Genomic DNA, 18,102 nt, shown 5'->3' with positions numbered 1-18,102 from the left:
AATCCATATCATTGTACAACAACTTGTAATTATTGAATACGAAAAGCCGCCGTTGGGCGGCTTTTACATATGTTCATTGTTTCTCTTCCGGATTAATCACACAATATTCGAAATTCGAAAAGTCAGCTGTTCCTCCAACCATTTGGGTTGAATATACAAACAACCCCGTTCGGCAACCCATAAAATGATCCAGTTTATATATCATCTTATGGACAATCCCGATATCTCTCCATTCCATCCCATCGAAGTAGGCAAAAGAACACTCATCCAGATTGTTCTCAAAATTTCCGAATGCTTTTAGTTTAACTACTGGACCTGACACAGGGATACGTTCATGCTCCGTAGCTGGCTCCTGGTCAATCAGATTACCAAATATGGTCGAGTCCTCACCATCTCTAGCATGCATGACCAAGTAAAACTGGTTATCCTGCTTCGTAAGAGCGATCATTCCGTATGAACCAATCAGAAAGCACAGCCCGGCATAGTCGCCATTATTCAGACGGCTGCCATCAAGCGTAACGATTGCTTCGCAAGCGGGCCCCATTGAACGCTGGGTTAGTGTGTTGACGGCGAATGTCAGATTCGGGCTGATCTGTCCCGTCCGAACACGATAAACCCCGGGTTTCTCTGTGACAGACCAGAGTTCTTGATTAGGGGTATGATTCCATTGCCAAAAGTCATGGAGGCGTATTCTGCCATCTTCTTCGGCTTCATAATTGAAATTGTCGCTACCTATTAACGGATTATAACGGTGCTCTGGTCTGGTGCTCGGAATATCAATCTGCTTTGGAGCTTTGCTCGCAAATATCGGAATACCTTGATCGAAATGGAGTGGAACCAAAACAGGAATTCGCCCTACAGCCCCATGATCCTGAAACAGCATTGCGTACCAGTCCCCATTCGGCGTATCCACGATGCCACCCTGAGCAACACCAGAATTAAAATAATCCATATCGTCATTAAATACTTCTCCACCAGTGAAGACATCTTCCAGAGATTCAGCCACGTAACAAGCCTGTGTTCTCCGGCCGGAAGCTTTCGTAATATGAATTAGGAACACAATATATTTGCCATTGATCTTGTAGAAATGTGCTCCTTCATAACCAAGGTGATAAGGCTGCTCTTCTTTTACAATCAAGCGATGCACTCCACCCGGTTTGGGACCGGTCAGATCAGAGCTTAATTCAGTCAGATAGATCTCGGTATTCCCGTACACAAGATACACTCGTTCATCATCGTCGAAAAATAAAGAGCAATCATGGTAAAATCCCTCCACTACTTGCTTCTTCCACTCACCTGCGATGGAGGTCGACGTGTACAAGTACGTTTTACGGGTATCATTTGCGACATAAATGACATAGAACATGCCTTTATGATAACGAAGGGATGCGGCCCACATGCCTTTACTATATATTTGCTGACCATTTTCCAGCCGTTGCGCGGGTGTATCGTCCAGTGTGTCGTACACATAGGTAGCTACTTCCCAATGGATCAGATCATATGAACGCAGAATGACACATCCCGGCATCATATGCATGGTTGTACTAACCATGTAATATGTGTCCTCTACACGAATCACGTCAGGATCTGGGTAATCGGCCCAAATAATCGGATTTGGATACATGCTTTAATTACACCTCATTTTTTCTATTAAACTGCCATTCTCTCAAAAGGATAGTTGAGCTGTCTGTTGTACTTCTAAAGATAATGTACAAGTCTTGCACACCTTGCGCACCCGTAACTTTGGTTGTTACTTCCATCCATTGAAGCGATTCGGTGGCGGGCTGAACAATCAGTTCTCCAATTAAAGGTCCGTCCGTGCGATCCATACGGAGCTCCAACGTACCTTCGGTTCCTTGATTCGAAATCATGGCTGAGAAGGTAGAAGGTCCTCCACTTTCAAAATCAGCCTTGGATATAGCTATCCAGCTTTCATTTTGCAGCTTGGCGGCAATGATATTCGAATCCGACAGAGACATCTCACCCGAGTCCGGATATTGCTCAGTGGATACTCTGCTGCTCCATCCAATCGTGGAACCCGTTACCCGCGCATAGGGATTGAAGTACTTGATTTGATCCACGCCCTGATAATCTGCATGTACTTTCTTAATCTTACCCGTAGCCGCATCATGCTCGACTCGATTCAGATGTGTTGAACGGTAACCTTCGGGGATATTCATGGCTTGGCATAATGTCTGGGCATGATAGGCAATGTACCACTGATCTGCCAGTTGAAATATAGCCTGGTGGTTGTTGCCGCCAATATCAAAGAAGTGTCCGGGATTCTGAAGCAGCGTGCCCTGATATGTCCATGGACCCATTGGTTGAACGCTGGTCATATATGCAATCTCACCAGGTGGCGGGCTGCCCTCTGGCCGATCTCCCTTGTCAAAATTGGAACAATACGTATAGTAGTAATTATTATTATATTTATGTATCCCTGAGCTTTCAAACATATAAGGCGCCTGAATAACCTTAGCTGTACCAACAACACTGATCATATCGTCTCCCAACCGCATAACTCTTGCCGTATCAGGTCTTCCTGCTTTCCCTTCCGGAATACCCCCACCAAAGTAAAGGTAAGCCTGATGATCATCATCTACAATTACAGCTGGATCGAACAACCAGGTTACGTCTTCCACTCCCGGAGTCTCTCTTGTAACAAGTGCTTTTCCGATGGGGTCTACCCATGGACCTACAGGTGTTGGTGCAGACAATACCCCGATTCCACTGGCGTTGTTAGCGAAATATAGAAAGAAGCAATCCTCGCCATCCAAGATTTGATGAGCAGCTGCCGGGGCCCATGATTGCGAAGCCCATGTTGCTGCACCTTGAGGTCCGGCAACTCTGATCTCCCCATGATCAGTCCAGTTGATTAAGTCATCTGAGGAAATGACCGTAATCCGGTTGATTGAACTATAGCTGTTTTTCTGAGGAAGACCATCCTTATCATATTCAAGCTTATCACTTGTCATATATAAGTAGACTCTATTGTTAAATACCAGAGCATAGGGATCGGCTCCGAATTTGTGGGCCACCAAAGGGTTCCCGTTTGGACGAAGCTTTCCAATCTCCCCTAGATTGGCTGCTTGGTCTTGCTGCTTTTGCTCACCTGAATGTGGTGTAGTATGTTGATTCATCGAAATAATCCCCCTAATAATCGTTATTTGTTACGTCTTTTATAAGAAAGCGTTTGCAATACAAAAGGTATCATGATAGGATGATTACATTTTAAGTTAAGCTGAGTACAATTTCATTGCGTTAACCGCTCTATTTATTGCGTGAAATGACGGGAGGTACTTCATGAGTGGATCCTCTGAGTGTTTTTACGATCCCATCCAGCCTGAACTCTTATATCTGCACCGCGTAACAACGTATAAGCTAGAAACGATCTATCATCGCCATAATGCATATGAGATTTACCTGTTCCTACGTGGCAATGTCCACTTTTATGTAGAAAATCGATGCTATCATGTGCAACCGGGGGATTTGCTTGTGATGTCACCCGAGGAGATGCACCGAGCCTTTATTCTAGATGAATCCGAGTATGAGCGCATTACAATCAATCTCAAAAAAACATACCTTTATCAGCTGTCTACACCATCAACTAATCTGTTGTCATGTTTTGATCATCGCCCCAAAGGAAAGGGCAATATCGTACATTTGGACGATCAAAGCTTGAAAATGATGATGCAATGGACAAACGAACTGGAGGAACTGCTTGCTTCGGATGCTTATGGCACGGACATCAAGATTAATGCAGCGGTAGCCCAATTGTTGGTTTTGGTTAACGTCTGGTTTCACAACAACTCATTTGTTCCCAATGACATCATGCCCGAGCTGGTTCGTGAAACGATGGATTATATTGAAATTCATCTAAATCAAGATATTACACTTCGCAAACTTGCCGATGCATTCTATATGAACAGCACATACATCAGCAGACAATTCAAAAAGCATACCGGACTAACAATCCGCTCCTACATTTTGGGTCGTCGTATAGAACGGGCCAAATTTCATCTGTCTGATGGAATGAGTATTACGGATGCATGCTTTCAATCAGGCTTTAGTGACTATGCCAATTTCATTCGCAGTTTTTCCAAAATGGTCGGCATCTCCCCCGGTAAATATATCAAACAAAGACGTGATGCAACGGAAGTCTTACTAAAATAATGACAAGTTCATTCAATGTAAACTGAAAACATCGAGCCATGCAGAACGGCTCGATGCTTTCTAGTTCTTGACGTATTTATCTTCGGATCTGTAAACCAACCATTATTGTGATCATATCCGATAGTTAATTGACCTCTTTTCCCGTCCACAATCTAACACGATCTTTAATCCACTCTGAGTACTGCTGTTCCATCCCAACTGCACCTGCTTTATCAAGTTCTGAAATCATATTGTCATATATGCCTTCAAAGGCACTCGGAGAGGATGTAATTGCTTCCGCAATCCGTTTCTGGATAATATCTTGTGTCTTCTGATACACCACGTTATAATCTCCGCTATCCGTAGGAATCGGCATATTATAAGCAGCGCCCCATTCTCTCACCGGGAACTCATCTCCGTTAGGAAAGAGCTCCTTCCAAGTTGTAATGCCGTAACCTTTCAGCGTTTCTTTTTCAATATCAGAGTAACCTTCCTGGATCTGCTCAGGATAGTTGGTTGTATAATAGTTGTCCGTTGAATCTTTGACACCGTCTCCATAATGAGCACCAAAAATAGTGTATAAGTTTATACCGGTTTCTTTGCTGAATGTGCTATTGTCCTTGTTTTTACGCTCCTGAATATCTGCCGGTATTTTGCGAACTCCGTCTTCCACAACGTAATGTTCACCTTCAATCCCCCAGTTCCTCAACACTTGACCTTCCTCAGAAGAAAGCCAATCCAGGAATTTGATGGCCCGGACAGGGTCTTCAGCATTAACGGTTATGCCGATACCATATCCATCAAAGCCCATATTCTGAAAATCTTTGCGTTGAAAGCTGTCATTCAGCGTTACCGGATAGAATCCGTAAGTCATGTCGTCCTTGCCAGCACTTTTAAGGGCATTTTCCGCATCGCTGAATCCCCAAAGCGGATCAAGCACCGATAGAACACGTCCACTGGCGATTTTGGACTTATACTGATCATCCTTTTGTACAAAACTGTCTTTATCCACTAGACCTTCATTATACATTTTGTTCAACCAACGGAAATATTCTTTCTCCTCAGGACGCTTATAATGAAGAACAGCTTCATATGTGTCTGGGTTAATGAAATATTCACCATCCCCAGGTCCTCCAGTTGCCATCACAGCCGGATCGGTAACGGTGATCATTCGCCGCCATCCATCTGCACTGAGTGTCAGCGGGATTGTCGGTTGGCCATCATCGGTAGTTGGATTATTTTTATAATACTCACGCAGGACATTTTCATAATCCTCCAAGGTTTTGATCTCGGGGTATCCAAGCTCTTTGACTACTCGGTGCTGAATAGCAGCACCATTCGTGGCATCGAAGCTTTCTTGATCAATTGCACCATTCGTTGGAATCCAATATATGGATGGGTCTTCATTGCTATATTTCAAGCGATTAAACTGCTCACCATAGATTTTTTTCAAATTGGGTGCATGTTCTTCGATCAGATCCGTCAGATCAATCATTGCACCAGCATCAACGAGTCTGCTCAGGTTACCTTTAGGGAATATTAAATCCGGGTAATCACCGCTGGCGGCCATAAGGGATATCCGGTCGTTTCCTCCTCCGCTTGAGATATCGAATTCTGCATTAAGGGTTACACCCGTTTCTTCCGTAATTTTCTTCCCTACAGCATCCTGCATATTGTTCCAGTTAGGACTTGCATCTGCGCCAAAGAAGGTAAACGTAATCGGACTGTTGGGGTCACTGGTATTCGATTCGGAATTCTCTGCAGCGTTTCCGCAACCTGCGGAAACCAGCACGACACTCGTTACGAGACATGCTCCTAGCATTTTTGAAACGGCTCTCATTATTTTTCTGCCCCCTAAATGGTGTTAGTTGTAATAATCAATCCAGACATTAAGATGGTTCGCTATGGAGTGGTATACGCTTACATATTCAACCGCTAGTGTACAATTACACTCCCGCCTAACCTATTCCATGCTTAAAGTATAAGGAAGTCTACTAACCCCAACCTTGATTATTAAGCCATGAAAATAGCATGATCTAGACATGGGTCTGAGTAGAATCTGATGAGAATCTGAAGACCAAAAAAGCGATGGTTGCCCATCGCCTCATCACACCAAACATATTTTCAATAATATAATTCCAACGTAAATCCTTGGATCTCCGCTTCAACTTCCCGCAACAATTCGATGACTTGATCTGCGTAATCTCCAAGAATTTCTTTGCTCTTCTCGAAGCCAAGCCATTGAACGGTAAGCGGCATGCTTACAGCCCCGGTTAAGACATCCCACAGCGCGTCCAGATTGCCTCCGTAGTTCTCGTCTAACTCAAGCTGATTCCGAAGTACTTGATGCAATTCTTCCTTGCTGTGAATGTGGTATCCGTCAATCTGAATATTGCTCATATCATGACCTCCGTTTATTTTAACTGTTCAAATGACTTGTAATGATCTGTCGTCTTATAGATTAAACCGTCATTCGAGTATAGAATTCGGTCGCTTCCGCGCCGTCCTCCTGTGTAATTGATATCGGCTTCATACCATATCCGGCCTTTTTTGTTAGGGAGTAGTCCTTCCCGGTTCCCGAACACGTCACCGCCGATGCTTTTACCTGGAGCCACTTCATGTAAATTTCCTTCACTGGCTTCCCATCCCAGATCCCTGGCCTCTTTCTTGGTGATATAGTTGGGTGGGAGCTCTTTATGCTCCGAGATATAATTGGCAACCTCATCGAATCCCATATCCTCCGAAACTTGAGGTGATCCGACGTCCAGTAAGGACTCTGATGTACAACCGGAGAACAATAATGCGGCGAGGATGATTACTAATGTGTAAGCGAATTTTCTGAAAAACATAATCTTTTCTCCTTTAGGTGTTCTTGCTATGCTGTCTACCGTTTATAAGCCTATCATTGAAATGAAATTCAATCAATAAAAGCAGTTAGTCCTGCTCCATAGTGCACAGAGTTATTTTTCAACTAAAAAAAAGTCGCTAAAATAGCGACTTTAATCGTATCACGAATCATGATCATTCGACACATGTATTATATTATTTTAATTTATCCATCCAGTTCCGTAATGCTACGACAACCTCTTCCAACTGTTCTTCTTCCGTAATAGCAGGCTGATTGTCTCCTTTTTGCATACCGTATGAGCCGAATTGACCGTGATTCCCACCCTCAATAGTGACGTATGTTGTGTCTTCTGGAAGATTTGCTTTGGCGCTCTCCCAGTCTTCCCGGTTAAGCACTCCGTCATCGGAACCTGTAATCTGTAAGATAGACAAGTCAGTATTCTTCAAGCTACCTCCTTCATCTGCATAAGAAGCCAAGAAAAAGGCGCCTTTCAACTTCTCCGTATGCTCGGCAGCATACCGTGATGCGAATGAGCCTCCCAATGAATGGCCGCCAATAACAAATGCTTCATCGGGGTGTTCCTCTATAAAGGAATCAGCCTTGTTCTGACCGAAAATGGCCAAGTTTATTGGCATATTCGCGATGTATACGCGGTGTCCCTCTTCTGCCATTGCTCTGGCAAGCGGAGAATAACTTTCAGGTTCGACCAGACCGCCCGGATAAAAAATAATATTCGGTTCAGTTACCTCTGTACCCACGGGTTCAAACCGGTAACCGTCCTTAATCTTGGTGACATTAACCTGTGCATCACTTATCATTGCCGCTTCAGCTCGTTCAGAAGGACTATACGTTACCGAATTAAGATATACGAAAGCTCCGGCTACGATGATAACGATGGACAAGATCGTCCATATGATTATCTTTTTCCATTTGTTTGTACGTTGTGCTGTTTTCAACCCTAAAACCACCTTGTCATGAGGATAATATGTTCTTATTTTAACTCTTCACAAATTATACTTACCGGTAAGTATAATTACAAGATGATTTTGCTAACCATCGTTATTTGTCATAAAATATTCATGGAGGGAAGTCCAATGACAGAAAAATCACACAAACGTTTGCCTGGAAGACCCAAACATGGCGATGACGATATCTCCATTCAGCAAACCATCATACAAACAGCTTCAAAGCTGTTCATGGAGTATGGCTACGAAGCAGTTACACTTCAGCAAATTGGCAAAGCATGTAACGTGTCAAAACCAACCATTTATTATCATTTCACCAGCAAGCCAGAGCTGTTTAAAGTTGCCTTCACAACGATGCTTCAGAATGTGAGCCGATTAACCTCGCATGTGCTCGATCAATCCGAGAGTCTGGAGTCGGGGCTTGTGTGTTTGGCAGAGGCCAGACTGGCCAATCCACATGCAGAGATTGTCACGATGCTCCGAGAAGCTGAGCCTTTTCTTGACCAGGTCCAGATTCAGGACATACGGGATGCAGAGCATCATATTCACGAAGTGTTAGCCATTCATTTTCAACGGGCAATGGATGAAAACAGACTACGGTCGGACGATCCGTTTTTTCTGGCAGAGACCTTCTCGACCATGATGCTAATGGGTAATCGGGAAGATAACCTGAATAAATATGGTTCCAATTTATCATTAGGCCAGAGACTAGTGGATATTTTCATTCGCGGAGCGCAGTGAAATTGATTCTGCTTGAGAAGAGAAATTCTACCCTATATAAGCATGATAAACGCAAAGGAAGGTGTAGTTTTGGAAATTCTACCATGGCAAGAGGTTCATTTGATACTTCCTCTTCTCATAGAGATCAAGAATAGAGCTGTATTTGTGTATTCCGTACTTGAGCAAAGACAACAAGGAACTGTATTCGTAAATAACAAGCACAACATAACTTCAGACCTGATCACAAGCTGTGGTGGTTTTTACTGTTTATTGGGGACGGCAAGCAATCGAAAATTTAATGATGACGTCATTCGATTTTTAATAAACAAAGAGAATCATAAAATAGATTTTTATGCACTGGCACTATTTTCGGAAGATTGGATCGATTTACTTGATAACTATGAATTACCGAACGCAAAGAAAATTAAACGCACATATTTTTCGTTCAATAAGATGAAGTTTACCGAGAGATACCAAGGAGATACTCACACTTTAGGTAAACACTTTAACCTCGTAGAATTAACTCCATCCATCGCAACGAAGTACATTAATGATTTTTACTCCTACTATTCAATTGTATGGGACTCTGTACTGCACTTTATTGCTAATGGTATTGCGCATTTTATTACTCGAGATAGTGAAATTGTTAGCGTCTGCTCTTCTCCGTATGTAGGTGGTGGTTATGCGGAGATCGATATCATCACACTTGAGGAACATAAGATGCAAGGATTGGCTACAGCTGTCGGTGTTCGGTTTATTCAAGAGTGTATACACAAAGGATTAGTACCGAACTGGTGCTGTCACGCCGATAACATTGAATCATTACATATGGCAAACAAGCTTTGTTTTGATAAGATCGAGGAGCAACCAATGTATTGGTATAACGCATAAATGCGCAAAATTTGGGGCAACAAGGAGAGCTGATATGAATATCCCCAGAGGAACTTATGGGTTTCGATTCGCCGAAGACAAAGAGCTCCAACTGTGTGTACTCTATGCAGCCGGAAGTGATTCAATAACTGAACCTTCTTATCATTGGGATGGACTTGAACGTTCGGACGGGCCTCTTCTATTATTCCAATACACAACTTCGGGTGAAGGTGTATTTGAGTCAAACAATTGCATACATCATGTTTCCGCAGGACAAGCTTTTTTGGCAGAAATTCCAGGAGCACATCGCTATTACTATGATTCAGCGTCAAAAGAACCTTGGGAGTTTCTGTTCCTGTTGTTCAGGCCCACTCTTATTCTCTCCCATTGGCGAAAATTCCTTCGGGAAGCGGGAGAAGTTCCCAATCTCCCCGTTGATTGTACACCCATCCGATTGTTGCGTATGATCGTGACTGATGCGGCGGCAGGCAGAATCACTGATCCTCTGATTGCATCATCCAGCGTATATCAGTTCATGACAGAATTGACCCGCTTACAGAGAACAACATTACGCAACAGGGAGAATTGGTCTGAAAACATTCAAATAGCCGTTGAATACATAGAGAACAATTACTCCAAGATGATCAGTATTGATCACCTTGCCGAGTATGTTTCCCTTTCCAAATATCACTTTATACGTCGCTTTTCCTCCAGTACAGGCTTGACTCCAGGTGCTTATCTGACCCGTGTACGTACCGAGAAAGCTTTCGAACTGCTGCGCGGAACTACTCTTAGCATTGAAGTCATCGCCGAACAAGTTGGTTATTCCAGTGGAAGTTATTTTATCAAAGCTTTTCGCAGTATAACCGGGGTCACGCCAGGCGAATTTCGAAGCGGTGGTGAAAGCCTTGTGTACCGTAAATTATTCTTCGACTAACCGCAATATTTTGCTATTACACACTCAACATTACTGTAGATATTAATAAAATCCTTTATTATGATGAATTTAGCGAGAGCAATAATTAATCAGTAGAGGAGTATTCCCATGAATCATACGCTTGCAGCATCAACTCCACCGCTTGGCTGGAACAGTTGGGATTGTTACGGTGCGGCTGTTACGGAAGACGAAATTCGTGGCAACGCGGAGTACATGGCAGAACATCTTAAAGACTTCGGCTGGAGCTATATTACGGTAGACATTCAATGGTACGAGCCTTTGGCCAATTCTTCGCAATATCGTCCATTCGTTCCACTAATCATGGATGAATATTCACGGCTTATGCCTGCTGAGAATCGGTTTCCCTCTGCTGCAGGTGGACAGGGATTTAAGCCATTAGCCGACTACGTTCATAGTCTGGGGTTGCAATTTGGCATTCACATCATGCGGGGTATACCACGTCAAGCTGCACATGCAGGGACTTCGATCTTGGGCACAACCGCCACTGCGCGCGATATTGCTCATCCGAACTCCATCTGTCCGTGGAATACGGATATGTATGGTGTCGATAGCTCAAAAGAAGGCGCACAGGCCTATTACGATTCGCTCTTTGAATTATATGCCCAATGGGGCGTTGACTTGGTGAAGGTAGACGATATCGCTGCTTCCAGGCTCTATGATACTCATCAGCCCGAGATTGAGATGATATCCAAAGCGATTGAGCGCTCCGGGCGCCCCATGGTACTGAGTCTCTCTCCTGGGCCTGCTCCGGTGGAATACTCGGAATTCTTAGCCGCACATGCAAACATGTGGCGTGTTACGGATGATTTCTGGGATCTTTGGCCGCTGTTATTGGATATGTTTGATCGCTGCCGGACGTGGCAAGGGGTTCCCCAAGCTGGCTGCTGGCCAGACTGTGATATGTTGCCATTGGGTCATATCGGTATCCGTTCTGTAGACGGTGGTGGAGCGGATCGCTGGACTCGGTTCACACCTGACGAGCAATTAACGATGATGTCACTGTGGAGTATCTTCCGTTCCCCGCTCATTTTTGGTGGTGAACTGCGAGATAACGACGAATGGACGCTGTCCCTGTTAACCAATCGTGAGGTTCTGCGAATGCATCGCGAGAGTTACGGAGCCAGAGAAGCCTTACGCCAAGAAGATCTTATTGTATGGACTGCCCAACATGCGGATGGTTCCGCTTATGTCGCTGTATTTAACACAGGAGAGAACCCCCTTCCCGTGGATCTGTCTTTTGATAAGATCGGACTGTCCGGTATTACCGAAGGTAGCGAATTGTGGAGCGGGGATGCGGCTGAAATTACACTGAATTCTTTAACTTCGACTGTGCCAACACACGGTGTGCGTCTCTATCGCTTTTCCTAAGCTTCAAAAAGAAAAAGAGAGGTCTGTCATTCATTAGGCAGACCTCTCTCATTTTATGTTCATCCTTAAGATGAACTCGAATGATGAACAGTTTTGGACATACGTCCAAATTGAAGCATATATAGCATAGTCATCGCAATAACAAACAAGGCGAGCACAATAAATATATTACTGTACACAAAAGCTGTCTTATTTTGAAGCAGAGGGTTAAGTTGAAGCGTTGCTGTTCCCCCGTCAAGAACCTTTCCTAAGGCAGCAGTAGACACAGACACTGCAATGAAGTTAAACATGGATAGTAGCCCCATCCCTATTCCAATTTGCTCTTTGGGAAGCGTCTGAGCAATGGTATTTGAGACCGCAATTTGTATATAAGACTGACCCAGAACACCAAAAACAAGAAAAAAGGAAATCAAGACCGGTGTAGCACCTACAACTAACGATAAGCTTATAAAACCAACAACAAGTAGTGAAGATGCCGTATACAGTAAAAAAGGATTCCCTTTTTCATCCGCGAGCCTTCCACCTCTGCGTCCGAGAAGTGCAGCTACGAGCGCAGAAGGTAGCATAATGACACCTGTCCATGCTGGGGATAGACCATGTACTTCCGAGAGCAATTGTGGCGTAGTAAATGGAATCGCAGGACTGATAGCGACCAGAAGGAATGCAATTCCCATTCCAGCTGAATAGGCTTTGTTTTGAAATAAGGCCGGTTTTACAAACGGCACTTCCGCATAACGAATACGCACGATGAACAGTAGCAATAAGATAATCCCGGTTAGTAGGAACCATGCATTAGATTGGGTTAATGAAAGCAAAAGTGTAGCAACTGTTCCTGCTAATAACGCTCCACCCAAATAATCCATTTTTTCACTGCCGCCTTTTCCATCATCCAGGTATTTTCGATAAAAAGGTAGCGTAGCAAGAGAAAGTAATGGGATCACAAAAAGAAATTCCCAACTCAAAGCGCTCGATACAAATCCGGCCACGATCGGAGCAAGGGCATTTCCAAGAGCTATGCCAATGGCAGAGGTACCCAAGGCTTGCCCGCGTCTCTCCGGTGCGAAGTATCGAACGGGAATAATCATGGCCAATGCAGGTATGACCGCTGCACCAGCAGCCTGCACGATCCGTGCGATAATAACCATCCAATACTCTGTTGCCACCATCCCCAGAAGAGAGCCTGCTGCCAATATCCAAAGACCAAACGAAATTAGAACCTTCATGCTGTATTTATCGGTAAGTTTCCCGTAAGTCACTGTACCAATCGCATATACAACTAAATAACCTGTAACGATCCAGCTCGATTGAGAAGCAGTAAGTTGGAACTCTTCGCCAATCACAGGTAATACAACATTAAACATCATTCCATTCATGACTGATATAATCAGTGTAAAAACAAGAACACGGAGTAATAACGCTTCTTTATTGGTGTTCATCATACTCTCCTCAATTCTTTTGAATATATTTAGTCTGTCAGTACTTACTGTCATTAAAAAGCTTAAAAAAACTAGGGAGTTAATGCCCTAGTAAACGTCCATACACTCTCTGTAATGATGCCTTCCAATGAGAGCCCTGGAAAAAGCACTTCTTCTTCGAGATTATTTATGAATACACCATAATTCAATGACATGAATGAAAAAGCTTGCAGTTCAGGATTGATTTTAGCCAACTTTCCTTTATCATACATGATATTAAAGTAATTGGTTAGAATATCCAAAAGTTGTTGAGGATGCTTTACCGTTCTCTCTCTATAACCGGGTAAATTCTCTACTTCCTTGAGGCTAATCATAAACAATTTTCGATTACGGTTCATGATATTATGATATGTCTTGCTGATTAGCAACAAATCTGTATACAGATCCCATACCAGTTTTTCATTGAAGATCCTTGTCATCTCTTCTGCATAATGATATTGGTCAAAGGCAGTCTCTAACAAGTTTTGTTTAGTTTTAAAGAGACGAAACAAGGTTTTCTCACTTAGTCCGGCTGTTGTGGCTATTTCCTGTGTCGTCACACTTTTATAGCCTTTTTTTGAAATTAAATCGATGGCCGTCAACATTAATTTTTCTTTACTGCTAAGATTACTGCTGATGGACATGTTTATATCCCTCCTTCCTGTATGTCAGTATCCACTGTCATTGATGCAATGTTAACTAAAGAACTTTTTATTGTCAAGGTGTATTTCCAATAGCACTTGAAAGCACAAAAAAAGCCGCTAATTTAGCGACCTGGACGGAACTATGATCTTATAATTTTGATTACGAATCGACAAACAACCTTCATAATGCCCTTCATATTCATAAATCCATTTTCTTGATGGAGACGACGGCTTTTCCTTTCACACGGCCTTCTCCAATATCCCGAAAGGCTTGAGCCGCTTCGCTTAACGCATACTCCCGATAAACAATCGGCACGACTTCTCCTGATTCAACAAGTTCTCTCCACACCTCTTGATCCTCATGATTCGGTTTATGGATAAGAAGCATTATTTTCTTATGTTCAAGTCTGGCAATGAACGGTGCACATATCAGATTGAGAAGAATACGGGGCATTGGGCCTCCGATCATTACGTACCTGCCTCCACTACCTAGTGCACGTTTCAAAGCAAAAACCGAGTGCTTTCCGATGACATCCAGAATCAGGTCGTATTGTACACCTACAGCAGTGAAATTCGCTTTCCTGTAATCCAACACATAGTCAGCTCCCACAGCAAGTATCATGTCGAGCTTTTCAGCACTGTCAACGCCAGTCACCTCAGCCCCAAGCAATTTGGCATATTGGATGGCATATGTTCCGACTCCGCCACCGGCGCCATTAATCAGAACACGCTGCCCCTTTTGCAGCTTTCCCCGATCACGTAGACCTTGCAAAGCCAGAACGGCTGCTTGAGGAATAGCCGCTGCCTGCACATAGTCGATACCGGTTGGCTTGAGTGTCAAGGCCTCCTCAGCCGCACATACATATTCCGCGAATCCCCCCCACCCGCAACCGGAAAGATCTCCGAACACCTCGTCTCCTGGTTTGAACCGTGTAGCAGATGCTCCAACGGCGATTACGCGCCCTGCGACGTCTGCGCCAAGAATTCGATAACGCGGCTGCCTTGCCGCGCCGATGCGGTTAACAAATGGCTTCCCACGAAGGAGATCCCAATCCCATGAATTTACCGAAGTCGCATGGACCTCAATTAACACTTCATGATCCTTGGGCATAGGGACAGATACTTTTTCCAATCGCAGGACTTCTGGTGTTCCATAGGTATCATATACCAATGCATTCATGAAGTTATTTCCCGATTTTTGGGGTAATCCAGCATGATACGTTTTTCCGCCCATGATCAGTCTCCATTCGATAGACATAGTTGTATCCATGGTCCATTACGCATACCCAATCTTCCTGTCAAACAACGGATACGTTGATATATATTCAGCGGTTTCACTTGTAGAAGATTTGTAATGTTGGAATACTTAAAATGCGAGATCATCCATGGCATGAACGGCAAGATGAAATGCTTTCATTCTTCTTTCCAGAAGAGTCTTTTGAGGGCTACCTTCTTTGGCCTTGGCATACATGCTCTCAAGGGATGGAAACAATCCAATCAAGACAAGACGGGCTTCTGTTATATCTTCCTTCGTGTATGAATGAGCTTTTTGATTCCACTGTTTATCCAACAAAGCTAGACCAATGTAAAAAGCTTGGAGACGTTTCTGTAGCAATGTTGTGTTATTACTATTCTGAGTCATATTCACTAAGGCATTTTCCGATTTGCGGATGGTTGATTGAAAGGCTTTGATGGATTCCAGTTTGTCTTCCTGTGACACATTTTCCATGGAGTACAGACCTCGCTTTCTTGCTTGATTTGGTATTCAAATATATTAAATTAAATCACCTCATAAATATAACAAAAAAAGCCGCTAAAACTAGCGACTTTCAATGTGAAAACTGTATAGTCTTGATCAGTTCTAGAGTACCTTTTCCAAAAAGCTGATCGTCCGTTCATTCTTCGGATTTCCAAATATTTGTTCAGGGGTACCCTGCTCGACAATATATCCACCGTCCATGAAGATGACGCGATCAGCTACTTCACGTGCAAAACCCATCTCGTGTGTAACAATGATCATCGTCATACCTTCGCTGGCGAGATCTTTCATAACCCCCAGAACTTCGCCTACCATCTCTGGATCAAGTGCCGAAGTTGGTTCATCAAATAACATCACATCCGGGTTCATGGCAAGCGCACGAGCGATAGCAACCCGTTGTTTTTGCCCGCCCGAGAGTTGAGTGGGGAAACTATCCGCTTTATCAGACAACCCGACACGATCGAGTAAGCTAAGGCCCGTTTTTCGAGCCTCTTCTGCGTTTAAAACCCCTAATTCTCTTGGCGCAAACGTTATATTTTTCAAGACGTTAAAATGAGGGAATAAGTTAAAATGTTGAAATACCATGCCGATATTTTCACGCGCTTTGTTAATGTTGGTTTTAGGATCATTGAGGTCCTGATCATCCACGATAACTCGACCTGCTGTGATATCCTCCAATTGGTTGATGCAGCGCAAGAAGGTACTTTTTCCTGAGCCGGAAGGTCCGATGACACAGACGACTTCTCCTTCGTTGACCGCTACATCAATTCCCTTGAGAACCTGATTCGAGCCGAAACTTTTCTTCAAACCTTCAACTTTAATTTTAGCCACGACGAACCTTCACCTCCAGATAATCAGCAACTTTGGTCAATGTGATGATAACAATCAGATACATAACCGCAACCGTTAACCAAATGTCAAAAGAGGAGAACGTTCTTGCGATGACAATTTTACCCGATTGTGTCAACTCTACAAGACCAATAACGGATAGGATGGACGTATCCTTCAGCGTGATCACCATCTGGTTAATAAAGGATGGAATCATAACCCGCACTGCCTGCGGAATGACAATCTTAATCATTGCTTTGCGATAAGGAAGTCCCAATGAACGGGCAGCTTCCATCTGACCACGATCAATCGATTGAATCCCGCCTCGGATAATCTCAGTTACATATGCTCCTGCGTTCAAACTAAGTGTCAGAATAGCCGCCAAGAACAATGGCATCGTGAAGCCCATCGCCTGTGGAATCCCGAAATAGATAAAGAATGCCAGGACAATCAGCGGAATACCGCGGAAGATATCTACAAATACAGTGGCAACACCACGTAGGAATTTGTTCTGTCCCACCTTCATGAATCCGAATATCAAACCAATAATAAACGCGAAGAACAGTGACACAATCGTATATATAAGTGTGTTCCCCAGACCTTTAAACAAGGCAGGAAGAGATTTCTGAATGAGCTCCCAGCGACCTTGATTGGCGACTTGGGCATTCTCTCCAACATATTCCGCAATAATGCGCTCATACTCACCATTAGCTTTGATATTCACGAGACCAGCATTGAACATCTCCAGAAGCTCCTGATTTTTATCCTTACTTACCGCAAATCCGTAGGAAGCCCCGTCTTCTTTGTCAGTAACCACTTTCAGACCATTATTCTGTTTTACCCCGAATCTTAGTACAGGTTCATCTTCAAAACAGGCGGCGGAATTACCGGTCTTAACATCATCATACATTTGGGAAGAATCGTCGAATGGAACAATGGTAAATCCATATTTCGAAGCGATGGATTCAGCAAAGCTGTACCCCTCTGTACCCGTTTTCACGGCGACCTTTTTACCACGAAGATCCTCGTAGCTCTTTATGGTATCATTATTCGCGCTAATACCCATGACTACGCCTGAATCATAATATGGCTCTGAGAAATCAAATTTTGCTTTTCTTTCATCCGTAATACTCATCCCTGCAATGACACCATCAACCTGATTGGCCTCAAGTGCCTGTACAGCTGCGTTAAATCCGAGAGCTTTGATTTGGTACTTGAAATTTTGGTCTTTGGCGATGGCATCCAGCAAATCCATATCAATACCTACATAATCACCATTCTCGTCTTGATATTCGAATGGAGCAAATGTGATATCGGTTCCGATAATATAAGTTTTACCTGAATCGGATGCTGCAGCAGCGTTCCCAACCCACCCTGATAGACCGCTCACCAGGAGCAGCATCAGTGAAAGTATAAAAAATGAGATCTTCGTTGTTTTCATGTGTCCTCCCCGTCTCGGTTGTCCGAATAATCATTATTTTCTTTGAAATCCGTATTGCTGTTAACCTTTTTGTCGATCTTCTGCTTATTTGATTG

Annotated in this window: 17 protein-coding genes; 5 read left to right on the top strand and 12 right to left on the bottom strand. The window is 43.6% G+C overall.

Annotation, left to right across the window (positions count from 1 at the left end):
- Positions 1-73 precede the first annotated feature (73 nt).
- Positions 74-1,624 carry a glycoside hydrolase 43 family protein gene (locus MKZ12_RS14760; RefSeq protein WP_339261164.1) on the bottom strand — a complete coding sequence of 517 codons (1,551 nt, stop codon included), beginning with the start codon at positions 1,622-1,624 and terminating at the stop codon, positions 74-76.
- A gap of 7 nt (positions 1,625-1,631) precedes the next feature.
- Positions 1,632-3,140: a glycoside hydrolase family 43 protein gene (locus MKZ12_RS14755; RefSeq protein WP_339261163.1), complete on the bottom strand. Its 1,509-nt coding sequence runs from the start codon at positions 3,138-3,140 to the stop codon at positions 1,632-1,634.
- A 163-nt stretch (positions 3,141-3,303) separates the two neighbouring features.
- Between MKZ12_RS14755 and MKZ12_RS14750 the strand changes: the two genes are divergently transcribed.
- The gene (locus MKZ12_RS14750) at positions 3,304-4,173 is read left to right on the top strand and encodes an AraC family transcriptional regulator (protein WP_339261161.1); all 870 of its coding nucleotides are present in this window, start codon (positions 3,304-3,306) and stop codon (positions 4,171-4,173) included.
- A 124-nt stretch (positions 4,174-4,297) separates the two neighbouring features.
- Here MKZ12_RS14750 and MKZ12_RS14745 read toward each other — a convergent pair whose 3' ends face one another.
- The 4 genes from MKZ12_RS14745 to MKZ12_RS14730 form a co-directional block, all read right to left on the bottom strand.
- On the bottom strand, positions 4,298-5,992 hold the full coding sequence (locus MKZ12_RS14745) for an ABC transporter substrate-binding protein (RefSeq protein WP_339242663.1): 1,695 nt from the start codon (positions 5,990-5,992) through the stop codon (positions 4,298-4,300).
- A gap of 284 nt (positions 5,993-6,276) precedes the next feature.
- Complete coding sequence (locus MKZ12_RS14740) at positions 6,277-6,552, bottom strand: barstar family protein (RefSeq protein WP_339242661.1); 276 nt, start codon at positions 6,550-6,552, stop codon at positions 6,277-6,279.
- 14 nt (positions 6,553-6,566) lie between these two features.
- Positions 6,567-7,001 carry a ribonuclease domain-containing protein gene (locus tag MKZ12_RS14735; RefSeq protein WP_339261160.1) on the bottom strand — a complete coding sequence of 145 codons (435 nt, stop codon included), beginning with the start codon at positions 6,999-7,001 and terminating at the stop codon, positions 6,567-6,569.
- Between the two features lie 193 nt (positions 7,002-7,194).
- Positions 7,195-7,956 (bottom strand): alpha/beta fold hydrolase, encoded by a 762-nt coding sequence (locus tag MKZ12_RS14730; RefSeq protein WP_339261159.1) that lies wholly within the window; start codon positions 7,954-7,956, stop codon positions 7,195-7,197.
- Positions 7,957-8,094: 138 nt separating this feature from the next.
- Here MKZ12_RS14730 and MKZ12_RS14725 point away from each other — a divergent pair, with 138 nt between their 5' ends.
- From MKZ12_RS14725 to MKZ12_RS14710, 4 genes are all read left to right on the top strand, one after another.
- Entirely contained in the window at positions 8,095-8,706 is a 612-nt protein-coding gene (locus tag MKZ12_RS14725; RefSeq protein WP_339261158.1) for a TetR/AcrR family transcriptional regulator, read from the top strand.
- A gap of 69 nt (positions 8,707-8,775) precedes the next feature.
- Positions 8,776-9,576, top strand: a complete 801-nt coding sequence (locus tag MKZ12_RS14720) for a GNAT family N-acetyltransferase (protein WP_339261157.1) — start codon at positions 8,776-8,778, stop codon at positions 9,574-9,576.
- A 34-nt stretch (positions 9,577-9,610) separates the two neighbouring features.
- A complete protein-coding gene (locus tag MKZ12_RS14715) occupies positions 9,611-10,492 on the top strand; it encodes an AraC family transcriptional regulator (protein WP_339261156.1) in 882 nt (293 codons plus the stop codon).
- Between the two features lie 108 nt (positions 10,493-10,600).
- A complete protein-coding gene (locus MKZ12_RS14710; protein ID WP_339261154.1) occupies positions 10,601-11,881 on the top strand; it encodes a glycoside hydrolase family 27 protein in 1,281 nt (426 codons plus the stop codon).
- Between the two features lie 65 nt (positions 11,882-11,946).
- Here MKZ12_RS14710 and MKZ12_RS14705 read toward each other — a convergent pair whose 3' ends face one another.
- From MKZ12_RS14705 to MKZ12_RS14680, 6 genes are all read right to left on the bottom strand, one after another.
- Positions 11,947-13,317: an MFS transporter gene (locus tag MKZ12_RS14705; protein ID WP_339261420.1), complete on the bottom strand. Its 1,371-nt coding sequence runs from the start codon at positions 13,315-13,317 to the stop codon at positions 11,947-11,949.
- 71 nt (positions 13,318-13,388) lie between these two features.
- Complete coding sequence (locus tag MKZ12_RS14700; RefSeq protein ID WP_339261152.1) at positions 13,389-13,979, bottom strand: TetR/AcrR family transcriptional regulator; 591 nt, start codon at positions 13,977-13,979, stop codon at positions 13,389-13,391.
- A 199-nt stretch (positions 13,980-14,178) separates the two neighbouring features.
- On the bottom strand, positions 14,179-15,213 hold the full coding sequence (locus MKZ12_RS14695) for an NAD(P)-dependent alcohol dehydrogenase (RefSeq protein ID WP_339261150.1): 1,035 nt from the start codon (positions 15,211-15,213) through the stop codon (positions 14,179-14,181).
- A gap of 132 nt (positions 15,214-15,345) precedes the next feature.
- A complete protein-coding gene (locus MKZ12_RS14690; RefSeq protein WP_339261148.1) occupies positions 15,346-15,708 on the bottom strand; it encodes a hypothetical protein in 363 nt (120 codons plus the stop codon).
- A 132-nt stretch (positions 15,709-15,840) separates the two neighbouring features.
- Complete coding sequence (locus MKZ12_RS14685; RefSeq protein WP_339261146.1) at positions 15,841-16,569, bottom strand: amino acid ABC transporter ATP-binding protein; 729 nt, start codon at positions 16,567-16,569, stop codon at positions 15,841-15,843.
- A complete protein-coding gene (locus MKZ12_RS14680) occupies positions 16,562-18,007 on the bottom strand; it encodes an amino acid ABC transporter substrate-binding protein/permease (protein WP_339242645.1) in 1,446 nt (481 codons plus the stop codon). The genes MKZ12_RS14685 and MKZ12_RS14680 overlap by 8 nt, the downstream gene beginning before the upstream one ends.
- Positions 18,008-18,102: the final 95 nt, after the last annotated feature.

It is taken from the genome of Paenibacillus sp. FSL R5-0713 (assembly GCF_037973325.1).
GTDB lineage: Bacteria > Bacillota > Bacilli > Paenibacillales > Paenibacillaceae > Paenibacillus.
Note: the sequence above shows the minus strand (reverse complement) of the source record. Positions and strands in the feature narration are given on the sequence as shown.

What these genes read in the sequence shown, in the direction of transcription:
- MKZ12_RS14760 (WP_339261164.1), bottom strand. Translation starts at nt 1,624, where the DNA reads ATGTATCCAAATCCGATTATTTGGGCCGATTACCCAGATCCTGACGTG.
- MKZ12_RS14755 (WP_339261163.1), bottom strand. Translation starts at nt 3,140, where the DNA reads ATGAATCAACATACTACACCACATTCAGGTGAGCAAAAGCAGCAAGAC.
- MKZ12_RS14750 (WP_339261161.1), top strand. Translation starts at nt 3,304, where the DNA reads ATGAGTGGATCCTCTGAGTGTTTTTACGATCCCATCCAGCCTGAACTC.
- MKZ12_RS14745 (WP_339242663.1), bottom strand. Translation starts at nt 5,992, where the DNA reads ATGAGAGCCGTTTCAAAAATGCTAGGAGCATGTCTCGTAACGAGTGTC.
- MKZ12_RS14740 (WP_339242661.1), bottom strand. Translation starts at nt 6,552, where the DNA reads ATGAGCAATATTCAGATTGACGGATACCACATTCACAGCAAGGAAGAA.
- MKZ12_RS14735 (WP_339261160.1), bottom strand. Translation starts at nt 7,001, where the DNA reads ATGTTTTTCAGAAAATTCGCTTACACATTAGTAATCATCCTCGCCGCA.
- MKZ12_RS14725 (WP_339261158.1), top strand. Translation starts at nt 8,095, where the DNA reads ATGACAGAAAAATCACACAAACGTTTGCCTGGAAGACCCAAACATGGC.
- MKZ12_RS14715 (WP_339261156.1), top strand. Translation starts at nt 9,611, where the DNA reads ATGAATATCCCCAGAGGAACTTATGGGTTTCGATTCGCCGAAGACAAA.
- MKZ12_RS14710 (WP_339261154.1), top strand. Translation starts at nt 10,601, where the DNA reads ATGAATCATACGCTTGCAGCATCAACTCCACCGCTTGGCTGGAACAGT.
- MKZ12_RS14705 (WP_339261420.1), bottom strand. Translation starts at nt 13,317, where the DNA reads ATGAACACCAATAAAGAAGCGTTATTACTCCGTGTTCTTGTTTTTACA.
- MKZ12_RS14700 (WP_339261152.1), bottom strand. Translation starts at nt 13,979, where the DNA reads ATGTCCATCAGCAGTAATCTTAGCAGTAAAGAAAAATTAATGTTGACG.
- MKZ12_RS14695 (WP_339261150.1), bottom strand. Translation starts at nt 15,213, where the DNA reads ATGGGCGGAAAAACGTATCATGCTGGATTACCCCAAAAATCGGGAAAT.
- MKZ12_RS14690 (WP_339261148.1), bottom strand. Translation starts at nt 15,708, where the DNA reads ATGGAAAATGTGTCACAGGAAGACAAACTGGAATCCATCAAAGCCTTT.
- MKZ12_RS14680 (WP_339242645.1), bottom strand. Translation starts at nt 18,007, where the DNA reads ATGAAAACAACGAAGATCTCATTTTTTATACTTTCACTGATGCTGCTC.